The 24,128-nt window shown below is 62.5% G+C and carries 22 protein-coding genes; 7 read left to right on the forward strand and 15 right to left on the reverse strand.

The features are described from left to right. The first annotated feature begins 53 nt into the window (after window positions 1–53). Complete coding sequence (gene dgcA, locus NKJ28_RS20435) at window positions 54–1,037, forward strand: N-acetyl-D-Glu racemase DgcA (RefSeq protein ID WP_352636783.1); 984 nt, start codon at window positions 54–56, stop codon at window positions 1,035–1,037. On the opposite strand, the gene NKJ28_RS20440 is transcribed toward dgcA, so the two are convergent. Together NKJ28_RS20440 and NKJ28_RS20445 are read right to left on the reverse strand one after the other, a co-directional pair. Further along, a complete protein-coding gene (locus NKJ28_RS20440; RefSeq protein WP_352540619.1) occupies window positions 1,008–2,225 on the reverse strand; it encodes an MFS transporter in 1,218 nt (405 codons plus the stop codon). The genes dgcA and NKJ28_RS20440 overlap by 30 nt on opposite strands. 127 nt (window positions 2,226–2,352) lie before the next feature. Continuing rightward, window positions 2,353–3,174, reverse strand: coding sequence for a UDP-2,3-diacylglucosamine diphosphatase (locus NKJ28_RS20445; protein ID WP_352636784.1), 822 nt, complete (start codon window positions 3,172–3,174; stop codon window positions 2,353–2,355). A 120-nt stretch (window positions 3,175–3,294) separates the two neighbouring features. On the opposite strand from NKJ28_RS20445, the gene NKJ28_RS20450 reads away from it, so the two are divergent. From NKJ28_RS20450 to NKJ28_RS20460, 3 genes are all read left to right on the forward strand, one after another. Continuing rightward, entirely contained in the window at window positions 3,295–4,074 is a 780-nt protein-coding gene (locus NKJ28_RS20450) for an SDR family oxidoreductase (RefSeq protein WP_352448726.1), read from the forward strand. A 164-nt stretch (window positions 4,075–4,238) separates the two neighbouring features. Then, entirely contained in the window at window positions 4,239–4,676 is a 438-nt protein-coding gene (locus NKJ28_RS20455) for a hypothetical protein (protein ID WP_352636785.1), read from the forward strand. A gap of 226 nt (window positions 4,677–4,902) precedes the next feature. Then, entirely contained in the window at window positions 4,903–7,227 is a 2,325-nt protein-coding gene (locus NKJ28_RS20460) for an NADP-dependent malic enzyme (RefSeq protein WP_352636786.1), read from the forward strand. Window positions 7,228–7,239: 12 nt separating this feature from the next. Here the strand turns inward: NKJ28_RS20460 and NKJ28_RS20465 are convergent, their stop codons facing one another. Next, entirely contained in the window at window positions 7,240–7,860 is a 621-nt protein-coding gene (locus tag NKJ28_RS20465) for a DUF1287 domain-containing protein (protein WP_352594479.1), read from the reverse strand. Window positions 7,861–8,127: 267 nt separating this feature from the next. On the opposite strand from NKJ28_RS20465, the gene NKJ28_RS20470 reads away from it, so the two are divergent. Next, window positions 8,128–9,339 (forward strand): DUF2865 domain-containing protein, encoded by a 1,212-nt coding sequence (locus tag NKJ28_RS20470; protein ID WP_352636787.1) that lies wholly within the window; start codon window positions 8,128–8,130, stop codon window positions 9,337–9,339. Here NKJ28_RS20470 and gltX read toward each other — a convergent pair. The 5 genes from gltX to NKJ28_RS20495 all read right to left on the reverse strand — a co-directional run bounded on the left by gltX (window position 9,257) and on the right by NKJ28_RS20495 (window position 15,854). Continuing rightward, window positions 9,257–10,630 carry a glutamate--tRNA ligase gene (gene gltX / locus NKJ28_RS20475; RefSeq protein ID WP_352636788.1) on the reverse strand — a complete coding sequence of 458 codons (1,374 nt, stop codon included), beginning with the start codon at window positions 10,628–10,630 and terminating at the stop codon, window positions 9,257–9,259. The genes NKJ28_RS20470 and gltX overlap by 83 nt on opposite strands. A 133-nt stretch (window positions 10,631–10,763) precedes the next feature. Further along, the gene (locus NKJ28_RS20480) at window positions 10,764–12,569 is read right to left on the reverse strand and encodes an ABC transporter ATP-binding protein (RefSeq protein ID WP_352636789.1); all 1,806 of its coding nucleotides are present in this window, start codon (window positions 12,567–12,569) and stop codon (window positions 10,764–10,766) included. 382 nt (window positions 12,570–12,951) lie between these two features. Next, window positions 12,952–13,365 (reverse strand): GNAT family N-acetyltransferase, encoded by a 414-nt coding sequence (locus tag NKJ28_RS20485; RefSeq protein ID WP_352636790.1) that lies wholly within the window; start codon window positions 13,363–13,365, stop codon window positions 12,952–12,954. Window positions 13,366–13,392: 27 nt separating this feature from the next. Continuing rightward, window positions 13,393–15,075 carry an NAD+ synthase gene (locus NKJ28_RS20490; protein ID WP_352636791.1) on the reverse strand — a complete coding sequence of 561 codons (1,683 nt, stop codon included), beginning with the start codon at window positions 15,073–15,075 and terminating at the stop codon, window positions 13,393–13,395. A gap of 65 nt (window positions 15,076–15,140) precedes the next feature. Then, on the reverse strand, window positions 15,141–15,854 hold the full coding sequence (locus tag NKJ28_RS20495) for a DNA-3-methyladenine glycosylase I (RefSeq protein WP_352636792.1): 714 nt from the start codon (window positions 15,852–15,854) through the stop codon (window positions 15,141–15,143). A gap of 83 nt (window positions 15,855–15,937) precedes the next feature. Between NKJ28_RS20495 and NKJ28_RS20500 the strand changes: the two genes are divergently transcribed. Together NKJ28_RS20500 and NKJ28_RS20505 are read left to right on the forward strand one after the other, a co-directional pair. Then, complete coding sequence (locus NKJ28_RS20500) at window positions 15,938–16,501, forward strand: DUF1003 domain-containing protein (RefSeq protein ID WP_023680015.1); 564 nt, start codon at window positions 15,938–15,940, stop codon at window positions 16,499–16,501. Continuing rightward, window positions 16,498–17,085 carry a DedA family protein gene (locus NKJ28_RS20505; protein WP_352636793.1) on the forward strand — a complete coding sequence of 196 codons (588 nt, stop codon included), beginning with the start codon at window positions 16,498–16,500 and terminating at the stop codon, window positions 17,083–17,085. The genes NKJ28_RS20500 and NKJ28_RS20505 overlap by 4 nt, the downstream gene beginning before the upstream one ends. 3 nt (window positions 17,086–17,088) lie before the next feature. Here the strand turns inward: NKJ28_RS20505 and NKJ28_RS20510 are convergent, their stop codons facing one another. The 7 genes from NKJ28_RS20510 to NKJ28_RS20540 form a co-directional block, all read right to left on the reverse strand. Continuing rightward, the gene (locus tag NKJ28_RS20510; RefSeq protein WP_352636794.1) at window positions 17,089–17,499 is read right to left on the reverse strand and encodes a hemerythrin domain-containing protein; all 411 of its coding nucleotides are present in this window, start codon (window positions 17,497–17,499) and stop codon (window positions 17,089–17,091) included. Next, entirely contained in the window at window positions 17,471–17,677 is a 207-nt protein-coding gene (locus NKJ28_RS20515) for a hypothetical protein (RefSeq protein WP_352636795.1), read from the reverse strand. The genes NKJ28_RS20510 and NKJ28_RS20515 overlap by 29 nt, the downstream gene beginning before the upstream one ends. 40 nt (window positions 17,678–17,717) lie before the next feature. Beyond that, the gene (locus tag NKJ28_RS20520; protein ID WP_254820160.1) at window positions 17,718–18,077 is read right to left on the reverse strand and encodes a diacylglycerol kinase; all 360 of its coding nucleotides are present in this window, start codon (window positions 18,075–18,077) and stop codon (window positions 17,718–17,720) included. A gap of 77 nt (window positions 18,078–18,154) precedes the next feature. Continuing rightward, a complete protein-coding gene (locus tag NKJ28_RS20525; protein WP_352574951.1) occupies window positions 18,155–18,574 on the reverse strand; it encodes a GFA family protein in 420 nt (139 codons plus the stop codon). 149 nt (window positions 18,575–18,723) lie between these two features. Continuing rightward, on the reverse strand, window positions 18,724–20,097 hold the full coding sequence (locus NKJ28_RS20530; protein WP_352448710.1) for a class II 3-deoxy-7-phosphoheptulonate synthase: 1,374 nt from the start codon (window positions 20,095–20,097) through the stop codon (window positions 18,724–18,726). Between the two features lie 168 nt (window positions 20,098–20,265). Continuing rightward, window positions 20,266–23,763: a transcription-repair coupling factor gene (mfd, locus tag NKJ28_RS20535; protein WP_352636796.1), complete on the reverse strand. Its 3,498-nt coding sequence runs from the start codon at window positions 23,761–23,763 to the stop codon at window positions 20,266–20,268. 13 nt (window positions 23,764–23,776) lie between these two features. Next, on the reverse strand, window positions 23,777–24,064 hold the full coding sequence (locus NKJ28_RS20540; RefSeq protein WP_023680023.1) for an FAD assembly factor SdhE: 288 nt from the start codon (window positions 24,062–24,064) through the stop codon (window positions 23,777–23,779). Between the last annotated feature and the right edge of the window lie 64 nt (window positions 24,065–24,128).

The following is a 24,128-nucleotide window of genomic DNA, read 5'->3' on the forward strand; positions in this document are numbered from 1 at the left end:
CGACCTGTCGATTTGCCGATATCCTCCTTGTCGCACAGCTGGAGCAGAAAAATATGGCGCGTGTCATTTCGGTCGAGGCCGAGCGCTTTCCGATAGCCGGGACCTTTACCATTTCGCGCGGCTCGAAGACCGAAGCGGAGGTGATTTCCTGCGCCATCACCGAAAACGGCCGTACAGGACGCGGCGAATGCGTCCCTTACAAGCGCTATGGCGAGACCATGGAGGGTGTGCGCGACGCGATCGAGGCGATGCGCAGCGAGATCGCGCGCGGCATCAGCCGCATCGCCCTGCTCGATGCCATGCCTGCCGGCGCGGCACGCAACGCCATCGATTGCGCGCTCTGGGACCTGGAAGCGAAGATCAGCGGAACACCGGTGGCGCATACGATACGAACCGTTCCGTTACGGCTGCTCGAGACGGCGTATACATTGTCGCTCGCCGAGCCGGAGGCTATGGCGGCGCAGGCCCGCGCTAACGCCCAGCGCCCGCTACTCAAGGTCAAGATCGGCGGCGACAACGACATCGCGCGCATCCGCGCAGTGACGGCGGCAGCACCCGACAGCCGAATCATTCTCGACGCCAATGAGGGCTGGAATGACGACAATATCGTCGCAAACCTCGCCTTTGCCGCCGAGCACGGTATCGCCTTGATCGAACAGCCGCTGCCGGCGGGACATGACGGTATTCTTCGCCACATCGCGCATCCGGTACCGATCTGTGCCGACGAAAGCGTGCACGAGGCGAAGGACCTTGAAGCGCTTGTCGGCCTTTACGACGCCGTCAACATCAAGCTCGACAAATCGGGTGGCCTGACCGCTGCACTCGTGCTTCGCGACCGCGCCCGCGAACTGGGTCTTGGTGTCATGGTCGGCTGTATGGTCGGCACATCGCTTGCGATGGCGCCGGCCGTGCTGTTGGCGCAGGATGCCGATTTCGTCGATCTCGACGGTCCGCTGCTGCTGGCCCGCGACCGCGTTCCCGGTCTCGTCTACCAAGGTTCGCTGGTGTCACCGCCCGAGCGGGCGCTGTGGGGCTGAACGCGCGGCAAGCCCGATCAGAGCCAGGCCCGTCAGGGCGATCGGGATCATCGCAAAGAAGCCATTCGCGCCGAAGCGGTCGTAAAGAGGACCGGAAATCAGCGTCGCCGCCGCCATGAAGAAGCCATTGGAGAAGTAGGCGATGCCTTGCGCCGCCCCGGTGCGTTCTTCCGCGACCGTCTCACCGATCATCTTTTGCAGGCCGATCAGCACCAGCGCCACCGAAACCGCGTGCAGCGTCTGGATCGCGAAAAACCCGCCAACGCCAAGCCCAAGCGGCCAGATCAGCGGAAAGGCGAACCAGCGCACGATCGCGCCAATCCCGGCAATCAGCATGATCGAGACGACCGAGAAGGAGGCGAAAGCGCGGGTGAAAACGACGAACATGCATATCTCGGCGACGACTCCCCACCCCCACAGAAGCCCGACAACCGAATCGCTGATGCCGATCGACTTCCAGTAGATCGACACGAAACCGTAGAGAAATGCGTGGCTGGCGGTGATGACGCCGACGCCTGTCGAAAAATAGAGGAAGTACCGGTTGAGGAGTTTCGGTGCCGATTGCTGGATATCGGCGGCCGAAAGCGGCGAGGCGCGGCGTGGACGGCCGAGGCGCGGCGCAATCAGTCCGGCGGCTAGCGCGGCACACAGCGCCGCGAAGATGATCACCGGGACAGCCTGGGCACCGCTCGCCGACAGGATGAAACCGCCGGCGAGATTGGCGCAGAGATAGGAGATCGAGCCCCATTTGCGCATGCTTGCGTAATTCGAGCCGAAGCGGCGAACACCTGAAAGGGCGAGCGAATCGGCAATCGGCGAATGCGGCGTCCAGACGACCGTCAGGGCCAACGACACGGCAAGTACCGTTGCGTAGGTCGGCGGCAGGAGGTAGCCGGCGGACAGGATCAGCGATGCGGCGACGAGCGCAACATAGACATTGGCGCGGTCGCTCGCTTTGTCTGCCAGCGCAGTAAGAAAAGGCGTCGTCGCCACGCGCAGGAACATCGGCGCGGCGAGGATCACGGCTATCTGTTCGGCATGGAACCCCTTCGCCTGCAGCCACAGCGGGAAATACGGCACATGCGTCCCGAGCGGAACGAAGAGCGTAAAGAAGATCAAGCTCATGCGCAGTTCGAAATGGCGTGGCTTGACGAGCTGTTCGGGCGAAAGCGGCGGCAGCGAGGACATTGACAGGCGATCCGTCGGCACGGCATTCAGCCGGGTCGGCCCGCCACACCTGCCGCTGCTTAACACGGCGAAAAAGTCGATGAAACCGCTGGACTAACCGATTGAAGCGAGATCCGGCCGGATTTGGTCAAGCCGCCCGGACTGCCCTGCCCTTGATGCCGATCGGCACGAGCACCTCGCTGCCGACCGGAGTCTCCGGCAGGACATGCGCCCAGTGCAGGATCTCAATCCGGCCGTCAAAATGCTCGACCACCGCCGTGCAGCTCTCCACCCAATCGCCGGTGTTGATGTATTGCACGTCCTCATAGCGTTCGATCGCGGCATGGTGGATGTGCCCGCAGATCACGCCGTCGACATGCGAGCGGCGCGCCTCCTCGGTCAGCACGGTCTGGAACGAGCCGATGAAATTCACCGCCTTCTTGACCTTGACCTTGGCCCAGGACGAGAACGACCAGTAAGGCAGGCCGAGCACCTGGCGCAGGCGCGTGATGACGCGGTTGACCAGCATCGCCGCGTCATAGGCGTAGTCGCCGAGATAGGCCAGCCAGCGCGCATTATGGACGACGGTGTCGAACTGGTCGCCATGGATGACAAGAAGGCGTTTGCCATCGGCGGTCTCATGGATGGCGCGGTCGGCGACGACAATGCCGCCGAAATGAACGCCCTGGAACTGGCGCGCGAACTCGTCGTGATTGCCGGCGATGTAGGTGATACTGGCGCCCTTGCGCGCCTTGCGCAGCAATTTCTGGACGACGTCATTGTGGCTCTGCGGCCAATGCCAGCTCCGTCTCAAGCGCCAGCCGTCGACGATGTCGCCGACGAGATAGATGATATCGGCATCGTGATGGCGCAGGAAATCGATCAGGAACTCGGCCTTCGCCGCCTTCGATCCGAGATGGACGTCGGAGATGAACATGCTGCGGAAAGTGCGGGGCTCTGCGCCGGACATCATTTGTCACCGTTGCTTTCGCGTGAGGCTATGCCCCGATTCATGCAACAAGCGTATGACGGTTGCGATTGGTCCAGCCATACGGGTAGGTTGCCGCGGCAATCAGAGGAGAAAATCACCATGGATCTCGGCATTCGCGGCAAGAAGGCCATCGTCTGCGCTTCGAGCAAAGGCTTGGGACGCGGCTGCGCCATGGCACTGGCAGAGGCAGGTTGCGATCTGGTGGTCAATGGCCGCAACGCCGACGTGCTGGCCAAAACTGCCGCTGAACTGCGCGAGAAATTCGGCGTCAAGGTGACCGAAATCGTCGGCGACGTATCCAAGCCCGATGTCCAGAAGGCGCTGCTTGCCGCCTGCCCCGATCCCGACATCCTCGTCAACAACAATGGCGGTCCGCCGTTTCGCGATTTCCGTGCGCTCGACCGCGAAAAGATCCTCGAAGGCGTCACCCAGAACATGGTGACCCCAGTCGAGCTGGTTCAGGCGGTGATCGACGGCATGGCGGCGCGCGGCTTCGGCCGCATCGTCAACATCACCTCGCTGTCGGTCTATGTTCCTATCCCCGGCCTCGACCTGTCGTCCGGCGCCCGCGCCGGCCTCACCTCGTTCCTGGCAGGCGTCGCGCGGACGGTGATCGACCGCAATGTGACGATCAACAACATGCTGCCCGGCAAGCTCGACACCGACCGGCTGCGCGGCCCGCACGAGGCCGGCACGCCCGAAGATCCGGCCGCCGCCGCCGCGCGCAAGGCGCAAGCGGCAGCCAACGTTCCGGCCAAGCGACTCGGCACGCCGGAGGAATTCGGCCAGATCTGCGCCTTCCTGTGCTCGGTCCATGCCGGCTACCTGACCGGGCAGAACATACCGGTGGACGGCGGCCTCTATGTCAGCGCGTTTTAGTGGCAGAATCCAAGGCTTGATACCCGCTGAAAACGGCGGGCAACAGGCGCCCTCAGGCAAGCCGAAACAGGGCAACATTATGCTCAAAACGGCGCCCAGTTCACAAGGACTAGGGTTAGTCCGCATGTTATGTCCTGCCTCGCACATGAAAATGAGACCGGCGAATGGCGTCTATTTATCGCTTTGTTGCGCAAAAACTGCTGTCGCACGGGGTTCGAGACACGGCCGACGGCAACCTTGCAATTGCCGACAGGAGATTGTTCCTTGACTTCGTTCGTCTAGAACGAGCGGTTAGGCTAGAGGATTTCGCTACAGTCCAGTCTGCGGTGGTGGCGATAGAAAATCGTTGCTTATCAATGGGTAAACGTCATATCGCGGTGTTTGCATACATGTATCTCAGGTTTTCGGATGCGGCCCCAAAGTTTACTCACCTGGACATCGAGCTTGAGGAAGAAGGAGGTATCCGCCGAACAGTCGACTACCGGCGTAGGGTGTCGTCGACAGAGCGACTTGTCGGCGAGTGGGCTGCCGCTTGGTACGATCGCTATTCCAAGAGTTTCTTTCGTGCACTTTATAGGAGCAACAGCCCCACAGCGAACTAGCGAAAGAATACCTAATCGTCCGCAAACCACCTGAAGCAGACATTCGGCTCGCAGCTCGCTCCAGCAACGCGCCTATCGCCCCAACATTTCAATGGCAGACCGTACAGGCCGGCGGGCGATGCGAAGCCATAAGCTCGCGCTTGCGACATATCACCCCTCGAAAAGGCTCGGCTGCATGCTAAGAGACTCAAAACACCAAACGGACTGAACTGAGGAGGCGGCCGTCATGACAGGCGAAAGCAAGAAGGCGGCCCGATCCGACCTCGACGAAGCAGCGCTCTATTTCCATAAGCACCCCCGTCCCGGAAAGCTTGAAATCCAGGCGACGAAGCCGCTCGGCAACCAGCGCGACCTGGCGCTTGCCTATTCGCCGGGTGTCGCCGCCCCCTGCCTTGAAATCCGCGACGATCCGGCAACCGCTGCCGACTATACAGCCCGCGCCAATCTGGTCGGCGTTGTCACTAACGGTTCGGCGGTGCTCGGCCTCGGCAATATCGGTCCGCTCGCCTCCAAGCCGGTGATGGAGGGCAAAGCGGTGCTGTTCAAGAAGTTCGCCGGCATCGATGTCTTCGACATCGAGATCGACGCACCGGGCATCGAGCGCATGGTCGAGACGATCTCGGCGCTGGAACCAACCTTCGGCGGCATCAACCTGGAAGACATCAAGGCGCCCGAATGCTTCGAGGTCGAGGAGCAGTTGAAAGCCCGCATGGGCATACCGGTCTTCCATGACGACCAGCACGGCACCGCCATCATCGTCGCTGCCGCCGTGCTCAACGGGCTGGAATTCGCCGGCAAGTCCATCTCGGACATCAAGATAGTCACGTCAGGCGCCGGCGCTGCGGCGCTTGCGTGCCTCAACCTTCTGGTCTCGCTCGGCGCGCGGGTCGAAAACATCTGGGTCACCGACCGGTTCGGCGTCGCCCATAAAGGCCGTGTCGAGGAGATGGACCGCTGGAAAAACCCGTATGTGAAGGATACCGAGGCGCGTACGCTGGCCGACGTTCTGCCCGGCGCCGACGTGTTTCTCGGCCTGTCTGCCGCCGGCGTGCTGAAGCCGGAATTGCTCCACCACATGGCGCCCAAGCCGCTGATCCTGGCGCTGGCCAATCCCAATCCCGAGATCATGCCGGAAGCGGCGCGGGCAGCGCGGCCCGACGCGATGATCTGCACGGGCCGCTCCGATTTCCCCAACCAAGTCAACAACGTACTCTGTTTTCCTTACATCTTCCGTGGCGCGCTGGATTGCGGCGCAAGCGCCATCAACGAAGAGATGAAAATGGCTGCCGTGCGAGCGATTGCAGCGCTTGCCCGCGAAGAGCCGTCCGACGTTGCCGCACGTGCCTATTCCGGCGAGACGCCGATCTTTGGTCCGGAGTTCCTGATCCCCTCGCCTTTCGATCCGCGGCTGATCCTGCGCATTGCCCCTGCCGTCGCTAAGGCAGCCTGCGAGACCGGCGTCGCGACCCGGCCGATCACCGATTTCGCCGCCTATATCGACAAGCTGAACCGCTTCGTCTTCCGCTCCGGCCTGGTCATGAAGCCGGTGTTCTCGATGGCCAAGATGTCGAGCGCCAAACGCGTCATTTATGCCGACGGCGAGGACGAGCGCGTGCTTCGCGCCGCCCAGGTCGTGCTCGAGGAAGGCATTGCCGAACCGATCCTGATCGGCCGCCCGCATGTCATCGAGGTGCGGCTGAAGCGCTACGGGCTGCGCATCAAGCCGGGCGTCGATTTCGGCTTGATCAACCCGGAAGACGATCCGCGTTACCGCCACTATGTCGACCTTTTGATCGAGCTTGCCGGCCGGCGTGGGGTGACTACGGAAGCGGCGCGCACCATGGTGCGCACCGACAATACGGTGATCGCCGCCCTTGCCCTGAAGCGCGGCGACGCCGACGCCATGGTCTGCGGCCTCGAAGGCCGTTTCGAGCGCCATTTGCGAAACGTCACGCTGATCATCGGGCCACGCGCCGGCATTAGGGATCGCGACCTGTCGACGCTTTCCATGCTGATCTCGCAGCGCGGCATCATCTTTCTCACCGATACCCATGTCTCGGTCGACCCGACCGCCGAGGAGATTGCGGAAATGACCGTTTTGGCGGCCGAGGAAATTCAGCGTTTCGGCATCGAGCCCAAGGCAGCGCTACTGTCGCATTCTGATTTCGGCTCCCGCGATTCGCCAAGCGCCATGAAGATGCGGCAGGCAGCGGCAATCCTGGCGCGCATCGCGCCCGACCTGCAATGCGACGGCGAGATGCATGCCGACTCGGCACTGTCGGAGCAGCTGCGCCAACGCGTCTATCCGCATTCGCGGCTGAAGGGCGAAGCCAATCTGCTGGTGTTTCCCAATCTCGATTCGGCGAACATCACGCTGACGGCACTGCGCACGATGATGGACGCGCTGCATGTCGGCCCGATCCTGCTCGGCACCGATAGCCCGGCGCACATATTGACCCCGTCCGTCACGTCGCGCGGCGTCGTCAACATGACGGCACTGGCCGTGGTGGAAGCCGCGCACAAGGCGCAAGCCATCGTCGATCTGGGGTAGCCGCGGGCTTTCTCAGATTGGCCTGAACCGGAAATGTCCTGTCTGCCTGAAGGCAAACAAAGTGTCCTCTTCTTTGGCGCCGCCGCCGATATTGTGAATAACCAGCCTTCTTGTCGGCACCACAGTGGAGCGATTGGACGACACGATGGCAATATGCGGCAGATTGCCCGGCAGCATCTGGGCGACAAGATCCCCAGGCCGATAGTCGGCCGGGTCTTGGCTGACGGGCAAGGCGGCACCGCGCCGCTCGAAATAGACCGCAAGATTGGGCACACGGCGGTGGTCGATGTTGCGGTCCGGCGCTTTCAGGCCCCAAGCCTTCGGATAGGCGGCAAAATTGGCCCGCATATCCTCATGCACCAATTCTTGCAGATCGAGATCGAAGGCGCGGCGATAGGCACGGATCACGACATCCGTGCACACACCCCGCTCGGGCTCAACGTCCCCGCCCGGATAGGCCAGGCGTGTATAGGTCGGATCGTAGAGTGTGGTGACGCCGATCTGCTCACGGGCAGCTTCGACCAATTTGGTACCCCAATCCGGCGTGATGGGCTTTTCCTGCGCCATGGCAACCGGCATCGCCAGGCACAAAAGACCAAATTGCAGTGCGGCTCGACGGGTAATCGCGGTCATGCCAAGCCTCCGGGCATTGCTGGATCCGGGCATTCTTCTGGGCGAATACGCCTTTTTCGTGCAGCGCCAGGATGTCGCGGTTCTGGCTCTGTCCGAATACGTCGTGTGGCGTGGTCGACATGCCAGCACTCGTCGTGATCGAAGCCCCGCACAAGGCGCAAGCCATCGCGCATTTGGGCTGAAGCCGGAATCGGCGGTATGCTAAACAAACGGTTAACCGCAAGCGCGGTAGCTTTCAGAACGGCAGACAGGCGGAGTTTCGGAGGGATGACGGGCGCATGTTGGAAGCTGACGCGTGCCGCCGCGCTGCTCGGTGCCCTGCTACTGTGCGACATTGCCGTCACTCAGGCGCAGCCCGCTCCGCGCCTCTGCCGCCAGCTTGAAGCCGATCTTGCCGCCGCTTCTCGTGGTGGCGGCGGCAAACCGGCCTTGTTCAGGAAATATGACGACGCAATCGTCCGGCAGCGCCAGCAGATTTCAAAGGCCGTCAGCCAGGCCAGCAGCGCCGGCTGCGGCTTTTCGCTGTCTCGCCGCAACGCCAACGCATGCGCGGCACTCGACGCCACCATCGATCGCATGGCAGCCAATCTCGACGCCCTGCAGGCCAAGCGCGCCGACCTTGCCGGCGGTGGTTCGCGACGCGATCGCGCGCGCATATTGACGTTGCTTTACGCCAATGGCTGCCGCGATGATGCGGCGCGGACGCCCGCGCCGGTCCGCGAAGCCAGCCGTGAAAACGGCAAGCGAAACCTGCTCGACCAGCTTTTGGGCAGTGACGCAAGTGAACCGGGCGCGCCCGACCAGCCTGAAGGGCCCAGCCAGGCCGAAGAGCTAAGCCAGCCGGGCAACATCCGCACCATGCTCAACAACGCCGACGACTTGGGGCAGCCGCGAGGCGAATTCCGCACCATGTGCGTGCGGACCTGCGACGGTTATTTCTTTCCGATGTCGAATGCCGCCTCACTGGGCGATTTCGAGCGCGACCAGAAGAATTGCGAATCGAGCTGCCCCGGCACAGAAATGCAGGTTTTCTACACGCGCGGCATGAATGGCGATTCGGCGTCCATGACGTCTTCGGTGACCGGCAGGCCTTATATCGAACTGCCGACGGCATACCTCTACAAGCAGTCCGACATGCCGCGGCCGCCGACCTGCGGCTGCAATGCCGCGCAGAATTTCGAGATCATCGCCGGCAACCCGCCAACCCGGGCACAATCTGAGGCGAATGTAGAGAGTACCCCGTTCATTCCGCTGCCGGTTGCTAGGCCTGATCCGGGCGCCGACCCGGAGTCCTTGGCCAATGCGCAAGACGGTCTCGACCGTGAGGCGATCAGACGCCTTGCCGTCAAGCCCGTGCCTTCGCCGACGTCCCTGCCCCCGCCAGAACAGCGCAAGGTCAGGGTCGTCGGGCCAACGTTCCTTCCCGACCCAGCAGCGGCAACAGATCTGCAAGCTCCGGACCCGAAGGCTGTCCCGTAAGCGCCAGCCTGAGCGGCATGAACAGCGCCTTGCCCTTACGGCCGCTCGCCTCTCGGATCTTGCCGGTCCAGTCTTTCCAGACGGTGCCGTTCCAAGGCTCCTCCGGCAGCAGTTCGAACGCCTGGCGAAGAAAGTCGCGGTCATCGTCGGAAAACTCCGCCGGCTCCTCTGGACCGTCTCGAAGCGTACGCCACCAGATCGCCGCATCGGCCAGCCTGTCGAGATTGCCGCGCACCGCCAGCCAGAAAGGCTCGGCCTGTTCGCCGGAGATGCCGAGCACGATCAGCCGGTCGCGCGCCTCGGAAAACGGCATGTGATGCAGCAGCGTGCGGTTGAGCACGAAGAGCTCGTCCGGGTCGAATTTGGCGGCGGATTTCGATGTTGCAGCCGGATCGAAGCGCTCGGCTAGCTCGGCCATCGTTGGCACCGCCACGACGTTTTCCGAGGTGCCGACGAGCACCGCCAGCGAAGCGATCGCCATCGGCTCGATGCCGCTCTCACGCAGGCTCTGGATGGACAGCGCGCCGGTGCGCTTCGAAAGTCCCTCGCCTGATGCCGTTGTCAGGAGATTGTGGTGGCCGAACACCGGCGGCTCCGCGCCAAGTGCTCGGAACAGGGCTATCTGGACGCCGGTATTGGTGACGTGGTCGTCGCCGCGAATGACATGGCTGACGCCCATGTCGATGTCGTCGACAACCGAAGGCAATGTATAGAGGTAGGTGCCGTCCTCACGCCGCAGAACCGGGTCTGAAAGCGAGGCGAGGTCGACGGTCTCTTCGCCCCGCACCAGGTCGTTCCAGTGGATTTCGGTGCGCTCCGGCTGCAGCGGATCGCTGCTGAAGTTGGGCAGCAGAAAGCGCCAGTGCGGCCGCCGGCCATCGGCCTCATATTCCGCCACCTGCTCGGGTGCCAGCGTCAGCGCCTCGCGGCCATAGACTGGCGGCAGGCCACGCGTGCGGCGCACCTTGCGCCTCAGGTCGAGCTCTTCGGGCGTCTCATAGCAGGCATAGACGAGGCGCGCCTCCTTCAGCTTCTGCAGTGCGGCATCATAGACTTCGACCCGCCGCGACTGATACTCCGTGGCGTCGGGGAAGATGCCCAGCCAATGCAGGTCATAAAGGATGGCGTCGGAAAATTCCTGCGTCGAACGGGCAACGTCGGTGTCGTCGAAGCGCTGGATGAAGCGGCCCTTGTTCTTGATGGCGAACAGCCAGTTGAACAGAGCGGTGCGCGCATTGCCGATATGGATGCGGCCGGTCGGTGACGGGGCGAAACGGACGGTAACTGTCATGAGCGGGGCGTACCGGATGGTTTTGCTGTTGACAAGACGCGCCCCCGCGCTCTGCGGCAGACATAGAACATGACGAAGGCGAAGAAAAGACTGCAGCGCCACGCGTCCATCAGGACGCGCGGCGCCGCAACCGTCAGATCACCATGCCTTTGGTCAGTTCAAGCGCCTGGCGTTCGAACAGCCGGCGGTAGATGCCGCCTTGCAGCCGGATCAGTTGGTCATGCGAGCCCTCTTCGACGATGCGGCCGCGATCGAACACCAAAAGCCTGTCCAGCGCCCGCACCGTCGACAGCCGGTGGGCAATGACCAGCGTCGTGCGGCCGACCATCAACCGCTCCATCGCCTGCTGGATCAGCACCTCCGATTCCGAATCGAGGCTCGACGTTGCCTCATCCAGGATGAGAATGCGCGCATCGGCAAGAAAGGCGCGTGCGATTGCAACGCGTTGACGCTCACCACCCGATAGCTTTACGCCACGCTCGCCGACCAGCGTGCCATAGCCTTTCGGCAAATTGGCGATGAAGTCATGCGCGCTGGCCAATCGCGCCGCGTGCTCGATCTCGGCCTGCGTGGCGGCCGGCCGGGCATAGGCGATGTTTTCGGCCAGCGACCGGTGAAACAGGATCGGTTCCTGCTGGACAATCGCGATCTGTGCGCGCAGCGACGCCTGCGCCACATTGGCAATATCCTGGCCGTCGATCAGGATATTGCCCGCAGTCACGTCGTAGAGGCGCTGGATCAGCTTGACGAATGTCGTCTTGCCGGAGCCCGAATGGCCAACCAGCCCAACCCGTTCGCCCGGCGCGATGTCCACCGAAAAGTCGCGATAGAGCGGCAGGCGGTGGCTGCCATAATGGAACGTGACCTTGTCGAAGGTGATACGGCCATCGGTGATCCGGATCGGTTTGGCTCCGGGCCGATCCTCAATGCCGAGTGGTTCGGACTGGAAGTCGACCAGTTCCTCCATGTCGTTGATCGAGCGCTGCAGATTGCGGATATGCGTGCCGATGTCGCGCAGATAGCCTTGCAGCACGAAGAATGAGGTCAACACGAAGGCGACATCGCCGGCGCTCGCCTGCCCCCACGACCACAACAGCAGGGAGAATCCGATGACCGCTGCCCTCAAAAGCAGCAGCATCGTCCCTTGCGTGGTGCCGTTGACAGTGCCGCGCATCCAGGTGCGGCGCGTGCGGCCGCGCCATTTAGCGACGACCTCGGCAAGCCGTGTCTCCTCGCGTTCCTCGGCGCCAAAACCCTTGACCACGGCGTTGCAGCTCACCGCGTCGGCCAGCGAGCCGCCGAGCCGTGTATCCCACGCATTGGCAAGCCTTGCCGCGGGCGCGACATAGCCAAGCGACAGCATCGTCGTCACCGCGATGAACAGAACCGAACCGGTGGCGACGACAGCACCCATCAGCGGCCAGAACCAGCCAAGCAGCAGCGTCGAGCCGACGAGCATGACGACCGATGGCAGCAGCGCGATCAGGATCGTGTCGTTGAGCAGGTCGAGCGCCCACATGCCGCGCGTTATCTTGCGCACCGTCGATCCGGCGAAGCTGTTGGCGTGCCAGTCGGTGGAGAAGCGCTGGACGCGGTGGAAGGCGTCGGCGGCGATATCCGCCATCATCTTCAACGTCAGCTCGACAATGGCCATGAAGGCCAGATTGCGCAGCACGACACCGGTGAGCGCCAGGGCCACCAGCATCGAAAAGGCCGCTGTCGCCGCGTTCCACGCAACATCGTCGGCCGCAGCACTGCTGGCGACGGCATCCACCAGCCGGCCGGAATAGAGCGGCGTCAGCACGTCGGCCAAGGTCGAGAGCAGGAACGTGCCCATAATGCCGGCAAGCCGCCACGGCTGACGCCGCCAATGGCTGAGCGTGAAGCCAAGAACGCTGCGAAAGGCGCCCGCGCGCAAATCTATTCGAAAACGAGTCATGATGTCATTCGGGCGCAAACGAGCCCGATCCCACGAAAGTAGAAATTGAAAAACCGCGTCGGCGCCGTTTGGCGCCCGGAGATGCGGAGGTTTGGCGTATTTGGCGGCCCTGTAGAGGGGCGGCGACCGGCAGCGGCGAAATACCTGCCTCGGTTCAGCCTTGCCGCGAGGCTATCTCGCGGCGCACTGACCAAGACCTAGGCTTCGCGGCCTCGCATAACGATGTCAAATCCTAGCATTCGGTTCCTCCTGAAGGGGAATCGCGGAGAGGTGTTTATAGAGACGCCTCAACGCCGCGCCAAGTCAGTAGATAGCCAAAAGCGCATCTGGTCCAAGCAGTGAGACGATTTTGCAACAATCGCGGGTTGTGCGCTGCCTCTGTTCAGGTTGCCGGGATACGGTCGAAGCGCATATAGCGGCCGTCGGTGGAAGGCCTGAAGCCGAGCTTCTCGTAAACCGCATGGGCGTCGTTGGTCGACAGGCTCCAATGCGTGACCGTCTTGACGTCCGGGTGGTCGATAAGCGCCTGGACAAGCCGGGTTCCGATGCCTTGTCCGCGATACCCGGGCCAGACAATTATGTCGGCGAGATAGGCAAATACCGTACGGTCGGTGATCGCCCGGCCGAAGCCGACCTGATTGCCGCCGACATAGGCGCCGACGCACAGTGAGTTGGCGAAGGCGCGGCGGTGCAGTTCGTCGCTGCGGCCACTGCCCCAATAGCTCTCCTTCAAAATGTCGGACGTCGCCCGGAAGTCGATCCGCGACGGGTCGAAGCTGATTTCAAGGTTGGCCATGGCTAAACCGTTAAACAGGCCAATCGCCTACCCGCCATCCCTGAACCGGTTGGTAATGGGATAGCGGCGGTCGCGGCCGAAATTCTTCCTGGTGATCTTCACACCGGGTGCCGCCTGCCGGCGCTTGTATTCGGCGACGTAAAGCAGGTGCTCGACGCGCGTCACCGTCGCCCGGTCATGGCCGCGCGCGACGATGTCGTCGACACCCATCTCGTTTTCGATCAGGCACTCCAATATGTCGTCGAGCACCGGATAGGGCGGCAGCGAATCCTGGTCCGTCTGGTTCTCTCGCAGTTCCGCCGAGGGCGCCTTGTCGATGATGTTGGTCGGGATCACCTCGCCGGACGGACCGAGCGCACCCGGCGGCACATGCGCGTTGCGCCAGCGCGACAGCGCATAGACCTGCATCTTGTAGAGGTCCTTGATCGGATTGAAGCCGCCATTCATGTCGCCATAGAGCGTCGCGTAGCCGACCGACATCTCGCTTTTGTTGCCGGTGGTGACCACCATCGAGCCGAACTTGTTGGAAATCGCCATCAGGATGGTGCCGCGGGCCCGGCTCTGCAGGTTTTCCTCGGTGATGCCTTCCTTGGTGCCCTCGAAAAGCTGTGTCAACGTGTGCAGGAAACCCTCGACCGGCTCGAAGATCGGCACGATGTCGTAGCGGCAGCCGAGCGCGCGGGCGCAGTCCTCGGCATCCTTGAGCGAGTCCTTCGAAGTGTAGCGGTAAGGCATCATCACGGCGCGCAGCCGTTCCTCGCCGAGCGCATCGACGGCAAGTGCCGCGCAGATCGCCGAATCGATGCCGCCGGAGAGGCCGAGCACGACATTCTTGAAGCCGTTCTTGTTGACGTAATCGCGCAGGCCCAACATGCAGGCGCGGTAGTCGGCCTCCTCCTTCTCCGGGATTTTCGACATCGGTCCGTCAGAGCAGAACCAGATGTCATTCTTTCGCTTCCAGGTGGTGACGTTGACCGTCTCCTCGAACTGGCTCATCTGGAAGGCCAGCGTCTTGTCAGAACCTATGGCAAACGATGCGCCATCGAAAACCAGCTCGTCCTGGCCGCCAAGCTGGTTGGCATAGATAATCGGCAGTCCGCATTCGATGACCTGGCGGATGACGATCTGGTGGCGGACGTCGACCTTGCCGCGGTAATAGGGCGAGCCGTTCGGGACCAGCAGGATTTCCGCGCCGCTTTCGGCCAGCGTCTCGCAGACGGCAACCTCGCCCCAGATATCTTCGCAGATCGGCACTCCCACGCGCACGCCGCGGAAATTGACCGGCCCCTGGATCTCGGGGCCGGCCTGGAAGACGCGCTTCTCGTCGAACTCACCGTAATTCGGCAGATCGAGCTTGTAGCGTTCGGCAAGGATCTTGCCGCCATCGGCAAAGATGATCGAATTGTGCGTGCCGGTCTTGCGCTTCAACGGCGTGCCGATGACGAAACCCGGGCCGCCGTCGGCGGTATCGCCGGCGAAATCCTCCGCCGCCCGCTCGCAGGCCTTCAGGAAGGCGGGCTTCAGCACCAGATCCTCAGGCGGATAGCCGGCAAGGAAAAGCTCGGTAAACAGCACGAGGTCGGCGCCTTGGCGGGCGGCATCCGCCCTCGCCTCGCGTGCCTTGGCAAGATTGCCGGCGACGTCGCCGACCGTCGGATTGAGCTGGGCGACGGCGATGCGCAATATGTCTGGAGCGGTCTTGTCTGTCATGCCCGTGGGTTTAGCGCGGCAAAATTCGTCGAGCAATGGCGTTCGTTTGGACCAAACAGTCGACCCTATTCGCCCATATATTCGCGCAAGGCTTCCGGCGGATGGTTCTCGCCGATCGACATTGCCAGAATGCGCGAAATGTGTCGGCGCGGCAGCCCGGTTTCCGCCGCCCAGGCGTTGATCTGCGCCTGGATCCTGCCCAAATCCCTCTTCGACGTCGGGCTCTCCGCAATGTCGAGTCCGGCATCGCGCAGTGCGGCCGCCATATCGGCCGAGACAACAAACGCGTCCCACTCCAGCCAGCGCAGAAAATACTGGCCGGTATTGCCGCCGAGCCGGCTGCCGTGCTTGCCGAGATAGGCCATCAACCCGATCTGGTCATCCGCCGGCCAATTGGCGAGGAATGTGCCGAAGCTGCCATGCTCCTTCGACACGCGCTCGACGAAGGCTGCGTTGTCGCGTACGGATTTGATCTTCTGCGGATTGCGCACGATGCGCTTGTCGGCGGTGAGATCGTGCCAGAAATCGTCAGGTTGGAACAACAGCCGCCTCGGCTCGAAGCCGAGAAATGCCTCTTCGAAGCCCGGCCATTTCTGCTCGATGACACGCCAGACGAAACCGGCGGCAAAGACCCGCTCAGCCATAGTCGACAAGATGCGATCGTCCGCAATCTTTGCCACCGCGGCATTGTCAGGCATTGGACCCAGCAGCGACGTAAGGGCTGCCTCACCGCCTTTGCGTTTCGCTGCACGGGCGCGAATTTTCTGAAAATCCACCATTGTTTCCTGACCCCATCGCGTCAATCTACCACTTCCCGTATGAACCGGCAGCTTCTACCTCATCGCTGACGATGGAGGCGACGATGAACAAAACGATCGAGGACCTGGCAAGCCGCTGGCTGAAGCGAAAGCCGGACGGCCTCAGCGCGCTCGAAAGCCGGGTACTGCAATCTACGCTCGAGCGCACCACGATCTCCAAGGACACCAACAAGGCCGTCGCCTTTCACCAGACGTTTGGAGATCGCCTTGCCGACACTATCGCCCGGATCGGCGGCTCGTGGTCCTTCATCCTGGCATTCATTGGCTTCCTGATCCTGTGGACGGCAGGCAATGTCTGGCTCTTGTCGCGCGCCGCCTTCGATCCCTATCCCTTCATCTTCCTCAATCTCGTGCTTTCCATGGTTGCCGCCCTGCAGGCGCCAGTGATCATGATGGCGCAGAACCGCCAGACGGAGCGCGATCGAATCGACGCCGCCCACGACTATGAGGTTAATCTCAAGGCCGAGATCGAGATCATGGCGTTACACGAAAAGCTCGACGAACTGCGCCACAGCCAGATCATCGGCATGCGAGACGAGATCGCCCGGCTGGCCGAGCAGGTGAAGCGCATCGACGACATTCTGTCGAAGCAGCGAACGTCTTCATGACGGAAGCCATCCATCGTCTCATTGAGCAATATGGGTTGGTCGCAGTTTTTCTGGGCTGCGTGGCCGAGGGCGAAAGCGCCGCCATCCTTGGCGGTTTCTTCGCGCATCAGCATGTTTTCGTCCTGTGGCAGGCGTTTCTCGCAGCCGCGCTCGGCGCCTTCGGTGGCGACACGTTCTTCTTCATCTTGGGGCGGAGCTTCGCCGACCATAAATTCGTGATCAGGCTCCGTGCCCGGCCGGGCTTCAGCCACGCCTATCGCCTCGTCACCTCTCATCCCAACATCTTCGTGCTGTCGAACCGCTACATCTATGGCCTGCGCCTGGTCGGTGGTATCGCGGCCGGGCTGTCCGGCATCGCCGCGGCGCGTTTCGCCATCCTCAACGCCATCTCATCGGTGGTCTGGGCGGCGCTGTTCTGCACGGTCGGTTATGTGTTCGGGCTGGGCGCCGAGCGCATCGTCGGCCAGGCGCTGGCTCGCCACGAGCGGTTGCTGATCGCTCTGGCAATCGGCCTCGTTGTGGCTATCCTCGGCTGGCTGGCGTCGCACTTCCTGGCCAAGAAGGAGCTTCGCAAGGGAAGCTGATCGTCAATCTATGCCGAGCGCACGGTCACCCTTTTCGAGGATCAGCGGGATGATCAGGTCTTCCTCGTCGGCAAGATGCCTGGTCAGCATGGCGATCAGCCGGCTGTTCTCGTCGGCATAGGCATCGGCGGCGAAACGCTGTTTGTCTTCGCTCTCCTGAAGCGTGCGGATGAAGGCATTTGCCGCCTCGGCATTGCGCTCCAGTCCCTCATGGATTGTGTGGTGATCGGCATCGAGAATCTCGAAGCCGCGCTTCAGACGGGTCTCGGCCCTGGCGAAGACCGGGAAATAATGATGGTCCTCGACATTGTGATGGCCGTCGAGATTGCCGAGGAAATGGTTGAGGCGCGGCGCGAACCAGCGCGCGAATTCCGGCGCGTTCAGCCTACCTTCTCGATAAATCGCCGATACCACTGGTGAGCATGCCGCCAAGCTCGCGGAACATATCGTGCCGCTGCAGCCACATATTGGCCACGCCGTGGATGTTGGCATGCGCCTGCCAGATCTCGCGCGGATATTTTTCGGCCAGCCAGCGCAGATCGTCCGGCAGGCCCTCACGTTCGAGCAGCAGAAATCCGGCGGTATCGGTCATGTCGGTTCCCTCAATTGACCGGCATGTAGTGTTTGAAACGTCAGATCGGTACCCCGAGGATCCGCTCGACGATGGCGACGCCCCAGACGCCTGCAGCGATTACCACCGAAATAAGCACCGCCAGCGAACCGCAATCCTTGGCCAGTTGGATATCGATGTTGAATTCGCGGCTGAACGCGTCGCATGCCGCCTCGATGCCGGTGTTCAACACCTCGATCATGATCATGAGCAGCACCGCGCCGATAAGCAGCGCATAGCCGCGCCACGATTCCGAAAGGAACCAGCCGAGCGGCAAGGCAAGCACAAGCAGCGTCAGCTCCAGCTGGAAGGCCTCCTCGCTGGCGGCCAGTTTGCGAAACGCCCGCACCGAGTTGTAAAAAGCGTCGATCAGCCGCTGCATGCCAAAACCCTTCGGAATCACCGGCAGGGGATTAGCGCAATGGCTGGACCAAGGGAATAAGGCGACCTCTTCAAAAATCAGTCGCCTGCCACCTTGATCGACGGCGTCGACTTCTCGAACTGCGGCAGCCCGTCATCGATGGCGTAATAATCGCCCTTGTCGCCGACGAAGATATGGCATTCTCCTTGAAGCCCGGTTGGCGCGTCGAACAGCCCTGCCATGACCGAAACATAGCCGTCATCGCTCGGCTTCCAGAACAGCAGAGAGCCGCATGTCTTGCAGAAGCCGCGCCTGGCGAACGAAGAGGCCTCGTACCAGGTGATGCTCTCCGCGCCGGTGATTGTGATGTCGCGGTCGGCAACGTTGGCCGCCGCATAAAAATGCCCGCTCTGCTTCCGGCACTGCGAGCAATGGCAGTAGACGACACCGCGTAGCGGTCCTCGTGTCTGGAACCGCACTGCCCCGCACAAGCATGATCCGCTGTGACTGTCAGCCATGTCGGCCTCCCGATGCAATTGCCATCGCCTGGCAGGATTCCAGTTTTGCGCGCGTTAGGCACGAGCAAATGCGACACCGGCGGGATTGAATAGAAAAAGCGCCGGTTTTCGCCCGGCGCTTCTTCAATGACATCACAGTTCAGATCGTATCAGCCATTGACGGCCTGCTTGTGCTGCACCGGATGGGTCTTCTTGAGCAGATCGGAGACCAGGAACGCCAACTCGATCGCCTGGTCAGCGTTGAGGCGCGGATCGCAATGGGTGTGGTAGCGATCCTGCAGCTCTTCGGCGGTGATGGCGCGGGCGCCACCGGTGCATTCCGTGACGTTCTTGCCGGTCATCTCGACATGGATGCCGCCCGGATGCGTGCCTTCGGCGCGATGCACCTCGAAGAAGGTCTGCACCTCCTTCAGGATGCGGTCGAATGGCCGTGTCTTGTATCCGGCGGCCTCGATCGTATTGCCATGCATCGGGTCCGACGACCACACCACGCTGCGGCCTTCCTTCTGCACCGCGCGCACCAGCTTCGGCAAATGATCGGCGACCTTGTCGGAACCGAAGCGCGCGATCAGCGTCAGCCGGCCGGGCTCGTTCTCCGGATTGAGCAGGTCGATGAGCTGCAAGAGGCCATCCGGCGTCAGCGACGGACCGCATTTCAGCCCGAGCGGGTTCTTGATGCCGCGGCAATATTCGACATGCGCATGGTCGGGTTGGCGCGTGCGATCACCGATCCAGATCATGTGGCCAGAGGTGGCGTACCAGTCGCCCGAAGTCGAATCGACGCGAGTCAGCGCCTCTTCATAACCGAGCAGCAGCGCCTCATGACTGGTATAGAAGTCGGTCTCGCGCAGCGCGTAATTGGTCTCCGAGGTGATGCCGACGGCCTTCATGAAGTCCATCGTCTCGGTGATGCGGTTGGCGAGCGACTCGTATTTCTCCCCCTGCGGGCTGTCGGACACGAAGCCAAGCATCCATTGATGCACGTTCTCCAGGCTGGCATAGCCACCTTGGGCGAAGGCACGCAAAAGGTTGAGCGTCGCCGCCGACTGGCGGTACGCCATCTCCTGTCTTGCAGGATCGGGAATGCGCGACTTGGCGTCGAACTCGATGCCGTTAATGATGTCGCCGCGATAGCTCGGCAGCGTCACGCCGCCCTTGGTCTCATTGTCGGACGAGCGCGGCTTGGCGAACTGGCCGGCGACACGGCCGACCTTCACCACCGGCTGGGCGCCGGCGAAGGTCAGCACCACCGACATCTGCAAGAAGACGCGGAAGAAGTCGCGGATATTGTCGGCGCCATGTTCGGCGAAGCTCTCGGCGCAATCGCCGCCCTGCAGAAGGAATGCGTCACCGGCAGCGACGGCTGCAAGCTGCTTCTTCAGCTTGCGTGCCTCACCTGCAAAAACCAACGGCGGAAACGTGGCAAGCTGGGCTTCCGTGTTCCTGAGCGCGGCAAGATCCGGATAGGCAGGAACCTGCTGGATCGGCTTAGCTCTCCACGAATTCGGCGACCATTTCGTCATCGAAGCACCTAACGCTCTTTCACACGGACGCCATCGCCCGCCAATGGGGTCGCGGCTCCATACACGAAGCCGATTTCCTATTCTAGACCGGAAGTGGTCGCGTGGCGAATGAGCACGGCACTGCGAAAGTGCCGGTGCGGTTGTGCCCAGAGCACCACCGACGCGCTGCTACGCCGCCTTCTCCACCAGCCGCGCCAGCTGCGTCATGACAACCGCTGAGCCAGCCAGCCGCTTCTCGGGCGTCGCCCAGTCACGGCTGAAGACGACGCTCTGGTCGGGTCGGATCTTGGCCAGCGAGCCTTGTTCGCCGATGAGCTTGACCAGCCCGACCGGATTGGGGAATTCCCGCTTGCGGAAATGGATGACGACGCCTTTCGGCCCGGCGTCGAGCTTCTCCACGTTGGCCTTGCGGCAAAGCGCCTTGATGAAGACGATCTTCAACAGATGCTTTACCTCTTCCGGCAGCGGCCCGAACCGGTCGATCAGCTCGGCGCCGAAAGCATCGATCTCTTCCGTATTTTCGAGATCGCCAAGACGGCGATAGAGCGCCAGCCTGAGCTGCAGATCCGGGACGTAGCTTTCCGGGATCATCACCGCCGTGCCGACGGCGATCTGCGGCGACCAGCCGCCGTCCTGCACCTCGCCGGAATCCTTCACTTCGGCCACCGCCTCCTCCAGCATCTGCTGGTAGAGCTCGAAACCGACCTCCTTGATGTGGCCCGACTGCTCTTCGCCAAGCAGATTGCCGGCGCCGCGGATGTCGAGGTCGTGGCTGGCCAGCTGGAAACCGGCGCCTAGCGTATCGAGCGACTGCAGCACTTTCAGCCGACGCTCGGCTGTATCGGTTAGCTTGCGGTTGGCGGGCAGCGTGAACAGCGCATAGGCGCGCACCTTCGAACGGCCGACGCGGCCACGCAACTGATAGAGCTGCGACAGGCCGAACATGTCGGCGCGATGCACGATCAGCGTGTTGGCGGTCGGTATATCGAGGCCGGATTCGACGATTGTGGTCGACAAAAGCACGTCGTACTGGCCGTCATAAAAGGCATTCATGATATCGTCGAGCTCGCGGGGCGGCATCTGGCCATGGGCCACCGCCACTTTCAGCTCAGGTACAGATTCGCGCAGAAAATCATGGATTTCCGCGAGATCGCTGATGCGCGGTACGACGTAGAAGGAATGGCCGCCGCGGTAGCGTTCTCTGAGCAGCGTCTCGCGGATGACCAGCGGATCGAAGGGCGAGATGAAGGTGCGCACCGCCAGGCGGTCGACCGGCGGCGTAGCGATCAGCGACAACTCGCGCACGCCGGTCAAGGCAAGCTGCAGCGTGCGTGGGATCGGCGTCGCCGACAAAGTCAGAACGTGGACGTCGGTCTTGAGATCCTTCAGCCGCTCCTTGTGCTTGACGCCGAAATGCTGCTCCTCATCGATGATCAGCAGACCAAGATTCTTGAACGAGATCGAGGAGCCGAGCAGTGCATGCGTGCCGACGACGATATCGATCTGGCCTTCGGCGATGCCCTTCTTGGTCTCCGCCAATTCCTTGGCGCCGACCAGCCGCGAGGCCTGGGCGACGCGGATCGGCAGGCCGGAGAAGCGCTGCGAGAAAGTCTTGAAATGCTGGCGCGACAACAATGTCGTCGGCACCACTATGGCCACCTGAAAGCCTTCCATCGCCCCAATGAAGGCGGCGCGAAGTGCAACTTCGGTCTTGCCGAAGCCGACGTCACCGCAGATCAGCCGGTCCATCGGCTTTCCGGCGCCTAGATCATCCATGACTGAATCGATCGCGGTCTGCTGGTCATCGGTCTCCTCATAGGGAAAACGCGCTGCAAACTCGCCATAGAGGCCTTCCGCCGGCACCAGCGCCGGTGCTGCCCGCATTTGCCGCTCGGCGGCAATGCGGATCAGCTGCCCGGCCATGTCGAGCAGGCGCTTCTTCAGCCGCGCCTTGCGCGATTGCCAGGCGCCACCGCCAAGCTTGTCGAGCGTCGCCTCGGCCGAATCCGAGCCATAGCGCGACAGCAGCTCGATGTTTTCCACCGGCAAGAATAGCCGATCGTCGCCGGCATAGTGGATCTCGAGGCAATCGTGAGGCGCACCAACCGCCTCGATGGTGCGCAACCCGATGAAACGGCCAATGCCATGGTCGGCATGGACGACGATATCGCCTGACGACAAGGCCGAAGCCTCGGCGATAAAGTCGGACGCACGCTTCTTGCGCTTCGAGCGCCGGATCAGCCGGTCGCCGAGAATGTCCTGCTCGGCGACGACGACCAGTTTCTCTGTCTCGAAGCCGGATTCGAGCGGCAGCACGGCCAGTCCCGCCTGCCCCGGCTCAAGCTTTTCGGCTTCGGCAAGCGTCGCCACCGGCTTCAGATTGCCAAGGTGATGCTCGACCAGGATCTGGCCGAGCCGGTCGAGCGAACCTTCAGTCCAGCCGGCGACGACGACACGGCGGCGTCCAGCGCGCTCGTCGGAAATGTGTTTGACGACGACGTCGAAAATGTTGGCGTTAGGATCGGCGCGTTCCTCGACGAAGCTGCGGCCGTGGCGCGAGCCGGCATGGAACACCTTGTTCGCGCCGGCATCGGGCGCGTCGAAGGCCGTGAAATCTATCGCCTCGCGCGGGCCAAGCGAGGCAATCAGGTTCTCGGGCGACAGATAGAGCAGATCCGGCGGCACCGGCTTGTAGGGCACCGCGTCCTTCAAGGCGCCGTCGGCCTGTTTTTTGCGCGCCTCGTAATGATCGAGAATCAGCGTATGCCGCTCGGCCAGTGCCTCATGCGCCAGATGGTCGAAAACCACAGGCGCATCCGGCAGGTAATCGAACACGGTTTCCAGCCGCTCATAGAAGAACGGCAGCCAGTGCTCCATGCCCGCAAACCGCCTGCCCTCGCTGACCGCCGCATAGAGCCCATCGTCGCGGGAGGGCGCGCCAAAGGCTTCGATGTAGGCGCGGCGGAAGCGGCTGATAGTTTCCGGCGTCAGCGCCACCTCGCTCATCGCCTGCAGCGCCATCGATTTGCGTTGGCCGATGGTGCGCTGGGTTGCGGTGTCGAAGACGCGGATCGATTCCAGCGTATCGCCGAAGAAATCGAGGCGCAGTGCCTCCGTCCAGCCGGGCGCGAAGAGATCGAGAATGCCGCCGCGCACCGCAAATTCGCCGATGCCGCGCACCGTCGGCACTCGCTCGAAGCCGGAATTCTCCAGCCGCGACACCAGCACGTTCATGTCTATCTGGTTGCCGGGTTTGGCGTGGAAGGTCTGCGCCTCGACGAGTTCAGCCGGTGGAATGCGTTGCAAAAGCGCATTCGCGGTGGTGAGGACGACGGCGCGGTGCGGCTTTTTCGCCAGCGCAATCATTGCGGCCAGTGCGTCGAGCCGCCTTGCGGCGGCATCGGCGCCGGGCGAGACGCGGTCGTAAGGCAGGCAGTCCCAGGCCGGCAGTTCCAGCACCGGCAGGCCCGGCGCGGCAAAGGCAAGCGCCTCGACGATCGCCGGCAGGCGCTGGCCGTCGCGCGCCACGAACAGCACCGGCTTGTCGGGGGCGATCTCGTGCGCAGCCTGCACCAGCGCAAAGGCTTCGTAGCCGTCGGCGACGCCATCGACGATGAACTGGCCGGCGCGGCCTTTCGGCAGACCGATCGTGGGGATAAGGCTCATGGCTACACGTTGTTCAGAAGGTCATCTCCCGGCGCGAAGCCAGGATTTTTTGCAGGACGGCACAGTCGATATCCGCCGGAACCGGGCGTTCGCCAGTGACGAGAGGCAGGAATTCGGTGTCGGGAATGTCGAGGAGCCTCTCATATTGGTCGATTTCGTCGCCGGTCAAGGCGCCGATCTCGGCGTCGGCGAAGCTGCCGAGTATAAGGTCCATCTCGCGCATGCCGCGGTGCCACGAACGAAACAGAAGCTTGCGGCGGCGGGCATCGAGCCCCTCGCTTGATCGTTTCGTTCCGGTCATCTTGCAACATCCTTGCCCAGGCGGCGCATATAGCGTGGATAGAAGGCGGTGTCAGCCTTGCGCA

Origin of the sequence: Mesorhizobium sp. M0145 (assembly GCF_040322355.1) — a bacterium.
Lineage (GTDB): Bacteria > Pseudomonadota > Alphaproteobacteria > Rhizobiales > Rhizobiaceae > Mesorhizobium.